The organism is Pectobacterium sp. 1950-15 (assembly GCF_037136835.1).
GTDB lineage: Bacteria > Pseudomonadota > Gammaproteobacteria > Enterobacterales > Enterobacteriaceae > Pectobacterium.
This window is the reverse complement of sequence record NZ_JBBBQR010000001.1, coordinates 261486-273876: the sequence shown is the minus strand read 5'-3', so window position 1 is coordinate 273876 and position 12391 is coordinate 261486. Positions and strand designations below refer to the sequence as shown.

Here is a 12391-nt window from a genome sequence, read left to right as displayed (position 1 = left end):
AAATCGTTATTGGCTTTTTATCGCTTGACGAAAAATGAGATCGTCATATAAAGCCACAGTGCTGTGGCCGATGTGATTACTGATGTGATTTTGCCAACGTCACGGCGGCAGTAATCGCTGCGCGTGCCTGCGGGCTGTTTTTCCAGCAGGTTGAGCCTGTCAGTGCGGCGGCGTTTGCCACAATATCGCTGACGTCGGCCTCGCTCAACTGCGCCAGCGTAGTGAAGCCCATTTGCTCCAGACGGGCGACTACCGCAGGGCCAACGCCTTTTACGGCCAGCAGCGCCTCACGCTCCTGTGGGGAAAACGTCATGATGACTCCGTAGATAAATCAGCGGGTGTCCCCATAGTGTAGCGTACTCTCTTGTTGGGCAAGGAGATTGTCGATCATCCACAGCCCAGCAGGGCCGGGTGGATGGGGTTTGGACCAGACAACGTCTACGTCAATCCACTGCGGCCAGCCTGCCACAGGCAACTCCACCAGCTTTTTCCGATCGTATTGCGCCACCAGCCAGCGCGGAAGCATGCTCCAGCCGTGCCCCTGCTGCGCCATTTCCAGCAGCATAAGGTAGGACGGCGCAGACCAGACGATCCCTTCTGGTTGCAGATGGTCGCTGCGTTTATAGGTATTGAGATAGAGCTGACGGACAGTTGCCAACTGGCTGCGCGTCACGGTTTTTTCAGCGGCGAGCGGGTGAGTTGCCGACACGAAGAGGGCCATTTCCGTCTTAACCTGCAAACGCGCGGCGGCAACATCGGGCGGGTAATCCGCCTGAGCGCGTAATATGCCAACATGCGCCCGGTTCATTTGCAGCAGATCGATCACGTCATCGCCTTCTGCAATCAGGCACTCAAATTCAATATCAGGAAATTGCTGGGCGAAACGCTGGAGTACAGGTTCGTAGTGAGCCGCTTGCCAGATGTCGGACAGCATAAACGTCAGACGGGGTTCGATATGGTCGGCCAGACGGATTGCCAGTTCATCGAGCTCTTCGCTGGCAGATAAAATTGCCTGTACGTGGGACAGCACTTTTCTGCCCGCCAGCGTGAGCGTGGGCTGGTGACCGGAGCGATCGAACAGCGTCAGCCCCAGATCGGCCTCCAAATTGGCGATAGCCGCGCTGATAGTGGATTGGCTTTTATGCAATCGTCGGGCGGCGGCGGAAAACGAGCCCGCATCAACGGTGGTGACAAACGCCAGCAAGGATTCTGGTGAATATCGCATCTTTATCTATACCCTAAATAATTCGAGTTTCAGGAAGGCGGCGACGCAGTGAATCCCCAGGAGCTTACATCAGTAAGTGACTGGGGTGAGCGAGGAAAGCCAACGCACATGCAACTTGAAGTATGACGAGTATATCGTTTTTATCGATGGAATCTAACTGTACTCTACCACCTTATGCGATGAAAATAAGGCCGTAATACGATGCCATCCATGGTCATGGCGAAAATTGACCAGTAACTCGCAATAAATAAAAGTGAATGTGCTATGCAGAACAAAACCAGCAAAACCTTACGTGAGCGTGTGTACCATGCGGTGGGCTTTGAACTGATCGCGTTGTCGATCTGTGCGCCGGCGGGTGCCTGGCTGCTGAATAAGCCACTCTTCGATATGGGGGCACTGGCCATCATGCTGTCCAGCGTCGCGATGATCTGGAATATGATCTACAACACGATATTCGATCGTCTGTGGCCTGCGGATCGCGTTAAGCGTCGGCTGCCGGTTCGTATCGCCCACGCGCTGGGGTTTGAAGGCGGTTTTATCCTGATTGGTTTGCCGCTGGCGGCGTGGATGCTGAACGTCACGCTGTGGCAGGCGCTGATGGTGGAGATCGGTTTCTTCCTGTTCTTCCTGCCGTACACCGTGGTGTATAACTGGGCCTACGATACCCTGCGGGAGCGCATAGTGAACCGCCGTCGCCACGTTCGTCAGGTGTCGACCAGCTCCCGTCTGCGCTGATTCATTTGTGTGAGTTCCCTGCGTTACCGGTGTGTCAGTTTAAAGTGCTGATACGCCGGTAGCTCCAGCGATCGCCATAAATACCATGACGCCACCGTGCGATAAGGCTGACAGTGAAGGCTCAGTGCCTGCAAATCGCGCGGTTTCGGCATGTCCTGCAAATCATAAACGTAGCGTAACCCCTGCCGAATACCGAGATCGTCGAGCGGCATGATGTCGGTGCGTTCGAGCGAATAAATCAAAAACATTTCTACCGTCCAGCGCCCGATCCCCTTGAGCGACGTCAACTGTTGAATGAGCGTGTCATCATCCCTCTCTGCGGCCTGTTCGAGGCTGGGCACCAAACCGCTCAGCGCTCCCTGCGCGATACCGTGTAGCGTATCCGCTTTACGAGCGGAAAAACCGCACTGCCGCAGTGTGTCGGTGGAGCAGGCCAGCATCTGTTCCGGGCTGGGAAAGGCATCGTCATGGACCCGCAGGAGCTTCGCGACCATCGCGTCCCCGGCTCGCGTCGTCAGTTGCTGATAGGCAACGGCACGCATTAGTGCCTCATAGGGTTCCCGGTGTGGCGCGGTCTGATGGCGACAATCGCCAACCTGTTCGATCAGGCTGGCCCAGCGCGCATTGATGGCGCTGAGATGGGTTTTGGCCTGCTGCGTGAAATCCAACGGCGGATGGGATGGCATAAACGGCTTCCGTGATGAGAATGCAAAGGGCAGAAAACGAGCATAGGAGATTGCCGCATGGCGCGCCATGTGGAAAGGATTATTCGGATAAAAAAGCAAGAAGTGGCGAGGGGGATTACATGCTGTCGCGGGAACGGCCAGAGGGGAGATTTCAGCGGCAGGCGATGCCGCTGTTACGCGTTAATAATACTCGCCGTGGCGATAGTCCCAGGTGGTGAAGGTGTCAGACAGTAGCGACATCACCTTGTCCACATCCAGCCCCTTGCGTATCAGCGTCGGGCATGGATACACGCTTCGTCTGCCTTTCTGTTCTGGTATCAACTGACCGTCCGTATCCACCATCGACACCATCACGCCTTGCTCATAGCGTGTGTCATGGGACTTATTCGGCTGGATAGATTTCACGTAATCGTCGGCTTCGATAATCAGATCGGCAAAGGCACTGATCCGTTCACCGATACCTTCTACCTCGCCTCGGTTTCCTTTGCCTGATGGATTGGCTGAACTGGCAAAGGTTAATTTACCGTACTTTTCCCACAGCGCCTGCGTGAGGATTTCACTCGGTTTACCGAATTTAATCACAAAGCAGCTGGTTTTGCGGTCATCCATCATCAGCGCTTTCGAGCCATCTTTAGGGATCTGCGCTAAGGCCTCATCGCGCCAGGGCAGGATGCAGCCGAGCAGTACATCGGCGTCCCAATGGCGTTGATATAACTGCTCGATTTCTGGATTCAACTGCGCCAGCGCTTTCAGCTGCGTGAGGGAACCACACAGCACGACACCCGGCTTGTTGCGGTTGCGCTGTTTGGCATCAAATTTTCGTTCCAGCCCGGTCTTGTCTGAAGCCATGATGATGTAACCCACTTTGGTTGGCGAAACGATGATTCCCCCGCCACGTGACATCACTTGCACGGCATCATGATGCAAACCGCCATTCCAGTGAACGCTATTTCCGCTCATGTTTACCCTCCGCTTGCAGAGAAAAAAACCTGAGCTTCACCGTGTACCATGTATTCGCATCACAGGTTTGTTCAAAAAGTAACCATAGATGTCGATGGAAATAGCAACATCGGGGTGAGCCGAATGAAAAAGCAAGAGTGGGACGTGTACCCAAGGTCGCTTCGGTTTAGCGTTAGCGCATGGCATGACTTTCAGTAATAGTAAGATTGGCAGTAATGCCGAGATTGGAGTGAGGTGTACAAATGCGTAACGATACGATGCTGGGTGATACGCCGTTTCAGGATGCCGACTCGCGCTGGCAGGCGGTAGTGACGCGCAATAGCGCGGCTGACGGCTGCTTTATCTATGCGGTGAAGACGACGGGGGTTTACTGTGCGCCTTCCTGTGCGTCGCGCCAGCCCCGACGTGAAAATGTGGTGTTTTTCGCGACGGCCGGTGAGGCGCAGGCGGCGGGATTCCGTCCGTGCAAGCGGTGTCGTCAGGGAACGCTGTCGCGGCAGGAACAGCAGGCGCAGCAAATTGCCCACGCGTGCCGGATAATTGAGCAGTCAGAATCTCCGCCGACGCTGGCAGTGCTGGCTCAGGCCGTGGGGATAAGCGCGTTCCATTTTCATCGCGTGTTTAAAAATCTAACCGGCCTGACGCCCAAACAGTATGCCAGCGGCCACCGTCATCGCCAGCTACGTGAACAGCTGGTGGAAAAGCGTGCGGTCACCGCCGCGATTACGGCAGCGGGCTATGACGCTAGCGGGCGTTTTTATGCCGCATCGGGCGCGCATTTAGGGATGACGCCAACGGCGTTTCAGAACAAAGGGAAAGGGATGACGATCCGCTTTGCCGTTGGCCGCTGTTCACTCGGTGAGGTGCTGGTGGCGGAAAGCGAGAAGGGGATCTGCGCGATCCTGCTGGGAGACGATCCTGAACTTTTGCTCAACTCGCTTCAGGAAATGTTCACTCACGCACAGTTGATCGGCGCCGATGTGGCGTTTGAACAACGGATGGCGCAGGTTGTCGGGTTTGTCGACGATCCGGCCATCGGGCTGACGCTGCCGCTGGATATTCGCGGTACGGCATTCCAACAGCGTGTCTGGCAGGCGCTGCGGGCGATCCCCGCAGGAGAAACGCTGAGCTACCGTGAGGTTGCCGAACGTATTGGTACGCCAGCCGCCGTGCGCGCGGTCGCGGGTGCCTGTGCGGCCAACCGGCTGGCGGTTGCCATTCCCTGCCATCGCGTAGTCCGGCATGATGGGGCGCTATCTGGCTATCGCTGGGGCGTTGTGCGTAAACGCGCCCTGCTGGAGAAAGAACAGGGCACGCATCCGCAAGGGGAGCCGTTATCGTGAATTTTGATTTATTTGCCGATGAAGCGCCGCGTCGCTGGACGGAAACACTGGCTTCGGGGGCGTTTATCCTGCGTGGACGCGCCTATGATGACGCTCCGGCGTTACTTGCGGCGCTGAAAGCCGTCACCGCGCGTGCGCCGCTGCGGAATATGGTGACGCCGGGTGGCTTTGTGATGTCGGTGGCGATGAGCAACTGCGGGAAACTCGGCTGGGTGACGGATGAACGCGGCTATCGCTACACGCCATGCGATCCGCTGAGCGGAGAGGCGTGGCCCGCCATGCCGGAAGCCTTTTTCCGGCTGGCGAAGCAGGCCGCGAGTGAAGCCGGTTTTGCTGATTTTGAACCGGATGCCTGCCTCATCAACCGCTATGACGTCGGTACACGAATGTCTCTGCATCAGGATAAAAACGAACGGGATTTTCGTCAGCCGATCGTGTCCGTCTCGCTGGGGCTCAGCGCGACGTTCCTGTTTGGCGGCATGGCGCGCAGTGATAAAGCGCAGCGTGTGGCGCTGACGCATGGCGATGTGGTGGTCTGGGGCGGTGAATCACGGCTCTATTTCCACGGTATTCTGCCATTGAAAAGCGGCAGCGTACCGGAAGGGATGTCCGACGAATGCCGTTTTAACCTGACATTTCGTAAAGCCGGATAGGGGAACCACAGGGAGGTTTCCCCTGTGGTCGCCCCGCGTCTCTCGAAGTTCAAACGATCGAGACTAGGTTAAGGGTAGGGCTTATTTTTTGCTGAACTTCATGTAATCGAGGGCGCTTTCTGCCGCGATACGACCGGAGTTGAGCGCAAAGCCAAATGTGCCGCCGCCTAACAGCAGGTCATAGGTATCGCCATACATACCGGCCGCATCGTTACCCGTGACGTACAAACCTGGAATGACCTCGCCAGATTTATCGATTGCCTGCATTTTCTCATCAATCTTCACGCCGCCGAGTGTGCCCAGCGCGGCAGGCTGCATTCTTACCGCATAGAACGGGCCGGTTTTGACTGGACGCAGGTAATCCATGTTTTTATTAAACACGTCGTCCCGTTTTTGCGTCGCAAACTTGTTGTTCTCTTCCAGTGTCTGCTTCAGCACGCTAGCATCAACGCCCATCTCTTTCGCCAGCCCGTCAACGGTGGCGGATTTGAAGACGAAGCCACGGTTTTTCTGACTTTCCTTCGTAAATTCGCTATCGAATTTCGTCAGCTTGGTATTGGCGATCACCCATTCGCCAATCGGCACATCAATGCCGTCTTCGACATAATGCTTGCGGGAGGTTTCGTCGAAAATGGAATACATGATACCGCCCGCTTTTGACAGCGCATTGCCGGAGTGTGGCCAGATGATGACGTTGGATTCATCAGTAAAGCGGCGGCCGTGTTGGTCAACCCACAGATAGGGCTGACGCGCGGCGGCCAGCAGGTGTGAATTCGGCGCGTAGTCTGGCAAGCCGGGGCGATAGGCTTGCAGCAGGCCGAGACCGTCCGGTTTGGCACCGGCTTTCCAGGCCATATTAATTCCATCGCCGTCTTTACCGACGTTACCGACCATAATGGTGTCAGGGAAGGCGGCGTATTTTTGCAGCATTTCTTTGTTGTTGGCGTAGCCGCCGGTCGCGATGATGACGGCCTTCGCGTCGATCTGGACGGTGTTGCCGTCGCTATCTTGTGCGATAACGCCCGTCACCTTGCCATCTTTCACGACCAGATCTTTGCCTGCTGTCTTCACCAGCGTGGTGACATCCATGTTTTTGAACTGTTCGTGGAATGTTTTGATCAGGTGGCGACCGTGGCCGGGGCCGTCGATCACATGCCAGGTCAGCATGCCGCCAGGGCCGCCGGGGCCGATGTATTCAAACTTGATGCCTTTCGATTTCACCCATTCAATCGTGTCGGCAGAGCGGTTTACGAAGGCGCGCACCACGAAGGGGTTGGCCATCCAATGGCTGTAATCCATGATGGTCTTAAAGGCCATATCGGGTGTCACCACAATCCCCTGGCGTTTCTGCATGCTGCTGTTGGCGGCGAAGATGCCTTCGGCAAAGTTACCGGTGCCGCCGACAATTGGCTGTTTTTCCAGTAAGACGATTTTCGCCCCTTTCTCGGCAGCGGCCATGGTTGCCGAGGTGCCTGCCGCTCCCGCGCCGATAATAACGATATCGGCGCTTTTCGGGATTTCCGGTTTCGCCGCGTCCGCTGCCTGTGCAGCAGACCAGCTCATCATCGAGAGACAGAACGTCGCGAGTACACTTTTTCTGAAGCGTTTCATGATGTTTTCCTTAATGTTATTAATATTTTTACCGCGCAGCCGTGCGTTGTACGTGGAGGACCAACGGTATTAATTCGCCTTAGCCTGTGAGTACGCGTCTTCCGCCGCTTCTTTCACCGCGCCGCTGGTCATCGTGGCGCCGGACACGCCATCAACCTCAATACTGTGTTTTTCGGTCATGGTTTTGGCGAGTTCGATGGCCGCTTCCCCGCCGACTTCCGGCGTTTCTTCCGGGGCATCAATCGTCGATTTGAGGACTTTCCCCTGTGCATCGATGTCGAGCGTGACGGTGACGTCCCCGCCGATACCCTGTCTGGCGGCGGAGTAGGTACCGGCTTTAAAGCTCCCGTCTTGTGCGACCGCGGTGCCCACTGCGAATAGCAGGCAGAGTGGAAGCATTCCTGAGCAGATTTTCATATCAATATTTCCCATCGTTTTTGAATAAATACGCTGAATCACAAGGTTATCTCCCATGAATAAAGTGATAGCCGTCGTCGTTATTGAGGGGCCTGAATATCAGGCAGCACATTGGTAAACCGATGCCGAGTAATAAAAACAGCAGGCTGAAAGGGTTAAGGTTGAAGAGGATTTCAAACTGAGAAAGAAAACGTAATATCGGAAACGTCAGCGTCATACTGAGCATGACGGACAGTAACTGGCTAATGGTCAGCAGATTATTGCCGCTGTGGTATGTGCTGTTATTCAGGTTGCTAAAGGCCAGGGTGCTTTCTGCTGAATATAAGGTCGAAATCAGCACGCCTAATATCATGGCAATAATACCGATGAGGAGCATCGATTGCTCCTGCACGGCGGCGCTCAGGGCGAGGATGCATAGCGATGTCACGCCGGTTGTCAGCATCAATAGCCGCCGGTAGCCAGTACGCTTGACCAGCGGTTCAAACAGCAGCTTTGACAGCAGTGCGCCGCTGGAAAAAAGCAGCAGAATCAGGCTGGTTTCCGCAGGTTCGCAGGCCAGCGTCGTTTGTAGCATTAACGACAGGACGACGGGCGTTGATGCCAGCAGCGTGCGCGTCGCGATGCCGCCAATCATGCCGACAGAAAAGGTTCTGATACCAAACAGTGCGCGGGGGAATAGCGCGGTTTCTGCGATGAGGTGCTGCCGATAGTAAAGCAACACCAGCCCCAACGTGCTGCAAGAAAGAAATAACATGACGAACGTTGGCAATATATTTTTCGTGGCGGTGGTTAGCATGAAAGCCACGAGAAATAACATCAAAATGGGAAAGGCTAATTCATAGGCGCCGGTGCGAGATGTCTCTTTTAGTGGCGCAACAGGAATAGTGTGGCTTGCCAGAAAAAAGCAGACTAAAGCCAGCGGGATATTAACGAGGAATATCGCCTGCCACGAGAGCAAGCTAACCAGAATATTACCGACAACGGGGCCGAGCAGGGTGCCGAGTAATCCCAATAAGGTCACTCGATTCAGGAAGCGTAATTTCAGACTCTGCGGCGTGGTGCGCAATATAACGGTTCTGATGATGGGCAGCATGAGCGCACCGCCGATGCCCTGAATAAAGCGGAACATGCTTAAGCTGCCGAGCGTGGTTGCCGTCATGCACAGCAGCGAGCCGATCGTGAACGTGGCGATGGCGATCTGGTAGGTTTTCTTCTCTCCCAACCGTTCCGCCAGCCAGCTATTGGCCGGCGTAAACGCGACAACCGTGACAATGTAGGCGATCACAATCGCCTCCATATGCAACACGGGCTGGTGTAGCGACTGCGCAATGGCGGGGATGGCGACATACACCATGGTGGTATCCAGGGACTGCATGAAAAAGGTAACCGAAGCAATCCAGAATAAGACCCATGACGTATTCATTCAGGCCACCGTCATTTGTCCGGCATAAAGCACGAACAGTCGTAGCAGAAACACGCCGAACAGGCTCATGACGGCTAATGTAATCAACTGGCCTTTACCGGCATGAGAAGGCTTGCGCACCCGATTGGCAATAGAGGGAATCACAATGCCGATACCGATAATGCCAATCCAGAATACGCCGCCCCAGAAGCCCGAGAGCGCAGTCTGTGCGGCGACAACCTTTTGTCCGCCGCCAAGTAGCAGCCCGATAAAAAACGCGAACAGCAGGAACAGTTCGGCGTACACCACCGGTGTTTCCACGCGGTGGATGAAATGCAGGGAGCGTGAATGGCTTGAGGTCGTGTTCCCCCACGCGCTGGCCAGCAGCATGACGGCAATGCCGGAGGTGGTGCCGGATACCAGAAACAGGACGGGCAGAACGGGGTTATTCAAGAGCGGGAACGATTTCAACGCGGACAGCAGGAAGCCGGTATAGCAGCCGAGCAGGATGGCCAGCACCAGCAGCAGGTTTTCAATTATCGCGGCCTTGTTGACGACCATCGCCGCCAGCTTACGCGCTTGCGCCGCCAGCGCAGGCCGATGCCAGACGGCCTCAAGCTGCGTCAGCCACCCGTCATGATAAAGCGTGATGAGCCATAACAGCATCACGACGAAGTACACCTGAAAGAGCATTACGCCCAGCGACATGATGGACGTCGGGTTGTAAAAGACCATCAAGTACCAGAAGGTCAGCGGTTGAGTCAGATGAAAAATCAGGATCGCCAGCCCGAGAATGACGGCGAGCGGAGCCACGATGGCGGTGGCTTTGATGATGCGATTACTGCCGTGATACTCGCTGGGAACGTAGTGCCTGAGGAGCATCGAGAGCGTGACCATGCCCGCTGAAATACCGACCAGAAGAAGATAAACGGCGATGGGCCAGTCCCATACCAGCGTGTCGAACGTGAAGGCGTTATGCATTGTCGATTTCTCCTCGTTTCCCCGGCATACGATAGAGTTGGGGTTCGGTGCCCAGATAAACCTTGGAGCGGTAGGTCGCGTTGCTGGCGATCATCTTGGCAATGTTGCTTTCAGGATCGTTGAGATCGCCAAATACCAAGGCTTTGGTGGGGCAGATTTCGACGCAGGCGGGCTGCTTTCCGGCGGCCAGATTGGTTTGCCGACAAAAGTTACATTTATCTGCCGTCTTTGTGACTGGGTTGATGAAACGCACATGGTAAGGACAGGCGGCAATGCAGTAGCGGCAGCCCACGCAGCGTTTATCGTTGACATCAACGATCCCGGTGAGCGCGTCTTTGAAGGAGGCTCCCGTTGGGCAGACCGCAACGCAGGGCGGGTTTTCACAGTGCTGACAGGATTTGCGGAAAAATTGCTTAATGGCGCGCGTCTTCTCGACGGCAGGAATATCGACGGTTTGCAGTATATCCAGCCGAGTGACACCATCGGGCACGTTATTGGTCTCTTTACAGGCTTTGATACAGGCTTTGCAGCCGATACAGCGCATTTCGTTATGCAATAAGCCATATTTCACGGGTAATTTACCCTGTGCGTTTTCTGACTCATTTTGCGCTTTGGCGAAACCGACCGGCCCACTAATGGCAATCGCGCTTCCCATATAGGCAATAAAACGACGGCGAGATAATTCTTCCATATTATAAATCTTCACATTGAGGTGATAGCCGCGCGAACGCTAGACAGTAGTAATCCAGCAATAGCGTTAATATTTCGCAGTGTGGCGCTAATAGGGAATAATGTTCCGTTATTACGATGAAAATAATCAGTAGGCCACGTTGTTATTGTGGTTTTATTGGAGCATGGGAATTAAAGGCTAAGTGTGCGATGGGTCACAATTGTTTTTTTGTAGATTCGTATATAACAAATGTCGATTTGTTATAAATGCATTTTTATTTTTCTCGTTATTTTAAGAGATTGTGTTTCTGTTATATGGATGCAAGTTGCTATTTTTATTTTTGTGATAAAAACGAATAATTGATGTGTGTCAGATTGTCGGTTTTTTATGTGATTAATAAAGGGGGGGTAAAATGAATAATGAGTTTTTTCGTAACAAATAAAAAACGTTAGTGCGTATTTTGCACTAACGTTTGTTTAACAAAATAATAGAGGAATAGACTAGAAACCGTAAACGGGTATTAAGGTTTTAGGTGTTTATCAAGAAAGCTCACGGTAATTTTCATGATTTCAGGCTGTAGCCAATGCGACCCACCGTGCTCTGCGTCTTTAACGCGGTAGTACGTTGATTCGATATTTTTTGCTATCAGAGCCTGGTGCAATCGTTCGGTCTGGCGTGGGGAAACCACAGTGTCGTTGGTGCCGTGCATAATCAGGAACGGCGGTGTGGTGGCGCTGATAAAGTTAATCGGGTTGGCCGCTGCGGCTTTATCAGGGTAGCGGGTAATCGGCCCGCCTTCGTTAAATACGGCAGTGCCGTTGACCCAGATCGCTTCTGTTGAAGAAGACGATGCGTGCTTCTGAACGACATCGTCAGGGAAACCTTCACCGACGAGCGTCAGATCGGATAAACCATAGAAATCGATGACGGCCTGGACATCACTACTTTGGTCAAGATTATCGCCTTTATCGTAGGCTTTTGAACCCGTTGTTGTTCCGGCAAATGCTGCCAGATAGCCTCCCGCAGAGGCACCGAATACCGCGGCATGCTGGCTATCAATACCGAATTTTTTCGCATTGGCGCGCAGATAGCGAATCGCGGATTTGACATCTTCCAGCGGCGCGGGGAAAAGAACGGTGGGGGCGACACGGTATTCCATGCTGGCAACCACGTAACCAGCTTCGGCAATGCTCAGGCGCTGTTGCAGGTAATTATCTTTATTGGCGTTAATAAAGCCTCCGCCAGTAATGAATAACACGACGGGAAGCGCCTTCTTCGCGTCGGGCTGAAGAATATCCATTTTTAATGCAACGTTGGGATAGCCCCGCATCGATACCTGAGAATAAACGACGTCAGAGATTAACTTCACGGATGTCGTTTCCTGCTTTACGGTGATTTCATGCTGGGTCTGTGCTGCATTGATTGCCGTCGCGCTCATCATTGCCAAGGTCGCTAACCCTATTTTTGTCGTTTTTGAATAATCCATATCTTAAGTCCTTTTGTTAGTGGTATGTAAATTTTTTTTGTTTGTGAGAGGTGATGTCATATTTGTAAAGGTAATATTAAAAAATCTTTAATATTATTGGTGTTTAGTCTTAAATGAATGAATTATTTCCTCGTTGATAATAAGTTGACTATATCTACTATTAACGTTATTTCTCATGAATTAAATGTGCATCTAATCACATTTGATTATTTACAAATCATT

Annotated in this window: 13 protein-coding genes; 3 read left to right on the top strand and 10 right to left on the bottom strand. The window is 53.4% G+C overall.

Going from position 1 to position 12391, the window contains the following annotated elements:
- Positions 1-76: 76 nt before the first annotated feature.
- Positions 77-313: a helix-hairpin-helix domain-containing protein gene (locus tag WCT94_RS01205; protein WP_336867427.1), complete on the bottom strand. Its 237-nt coding sequence runs from the start codon at positions 311-313 to the stop codon at positions 77-79.
- Positions 314-331: 18 nt separating this feature from the next.
- A complete protein-coding gene (locus tag WCT94_RS01200) occupies positions 332-1225 on the bottom strand; it encodes a LysR family transcriptional regulator (RefSeq protein ID WP_336867426.1) in 894 nt (297 codons plus the stop codon).
- Positions 1226-1489: 264 nt separating this feature from the next.
- Between WCT94_RS01200 and WCT94_RS01195 the strand changes: the two genes are divergently transcribed.
- Positions 1490-1960: a multidrug/biocide efflux PACE transporter gene (locus WCT94_RS01195; protein WP_180778124.1), complete on the top strand. Its 471-nt coding sequence runs from the start codon at positions 1490-1492 to the stop codon at positions 1958-1960.
- A gap of 23 nt (positions 1961-1983) precedes the next feature.
- On the opposite strand, the gene WCT94_RS01190 is transcribed toward WCT94_RS01195, so the two are convergent.
- Positions 1984-2646 carry a DNA-3-methyladenine glycosylase family protein gene (locus tag WCT94_RS01190; RefSeq protein ID WP_336867425.1) on the bottom strand — a complete coding sequence of 221 codons (663 nt, stop codon included), beginning with the start codon at positions 2644-2646 and terminating at the stop codon, positions 1984-1986.
- Positions 2647-2826: 180 nt separating this feature from the next.
- On the bottom strand, positions 2827-3606 hold the full coding sequence (locus WCT94_RS01185; RefSeq protein ID WP_336867423.1) for an L-threonylcarbamoyladenylate synthase: 780 nt from the start codon (positions 3604-3606) through the stop codon (positions 2827-2829).
- A gap of 242 nt (positions 3607-3848) precedes the next feature.
- On the opposite strand from WCT94_RS01185, the gene ada reads away from it, so the two are divergent.
- Entirely contained in the window at positions 3849-4949 is a 1101-nt protein-coding gene (gene ada, locus WCT94_RS01180) for a bifunctional DNA-binding transcriptional regulator/O6-methylguanine-DNA methyltransferase Ada (protein WP_336867422.1), read from the top strand.
- Positions 4946-5602 carry a DNA oxidative demethylase AlkB gene (gene alkB / locus WCT94_RS01175; RefSeq protein WP_336867420.1) on the top strand — a complete coding sequence of 219 codons (657 nt, stop codon included), beginning with the start codon at positions 4946-4948 and terminating at the stop codon, positions 5600-5602. Before ada ends, alkB begins: the two co-directional genes overlap by 4 nt.
- A gap of 81 nt (positions 5603-5683) precedes the next feature.
- Here alkB and WCT94_RS01170 read toward each other — a convergent pair whose 3' ends face one another.
- The 6 genes from WCT94_RS01170 to WCT94_RS01145 form a co-directional block, all read right to left on the bottom strand.
- A complete protein-coding gene (locus WCT94_RS01170) occupies positions 5684-7213 on the bottom strand; it encodes an FAD-dependent oxidoreductase (protein WP_039272733.1) in 1530 nt (509 codons plus the stop codon).
- A gap of 69 nt (positions 7214-7282) precedes the next feature.
- The gene (locus WCT94_RS01165) at positions 7283-7630 is read right to left on the bottom strand and encodes an FMN-binding protein (protein ID WP_336867419.1); all 348 of its coding nucleotides are present in this window, start codon (positions 7628-7630) and stop codon (positions 7283-7285) included.
- Between the two features lie 46 nt (positions 7631-7676).
- Positions 7677-9053 (bottom strand): MFS transporter, encoded by a 1377-nt coding sequence (locus tag WCT94_RS01160; RefSeq protein WP_336867418.1) that lies wholly within the window; start codon positions 9051-9053, stop codon positions 7677-7679.
- A complete protein-coding gene (gene nrfD, locus WCT94_RS01155) occupies positions 9054-10013 on the bottom strand; it encodes a cytochrome c nitrite reductase subunit NrfD (RefSeq protein WP_336867416.1) in 960 nt (319 codons plus the stop codon). It lies immediately after the preceding gene.
- Positions 10006-10704 (bottom strand): 4Fe-4S dicluster domain-containing protein, encoded by a 699-nt coding sequence (locus tag WCT94_RS01150; protein WP_012773494.1) that lies wholly within the window; start codon positions 10702-10704, stop codon positions 10006-10008. Before WCT94_RS01150 ends, nrfD begins: the two co-directional genes overlap by 8 nt.
- A gap of 499 nt (positions 10705-11203) precedes the next feature.
- Positions 11204-12169 (bottom strand): alpha/beta hydrolase, encoded by a 966-nt coding sequence (locus WCT94_RS01145; protein ID WP_336867414.1) that lies wholly within the window; start codon positions 12167-12169, stop codon positions 11204-11206.
- Between the last annotated feature and the right edge of the window lie 222 nt (positions 12170-12391).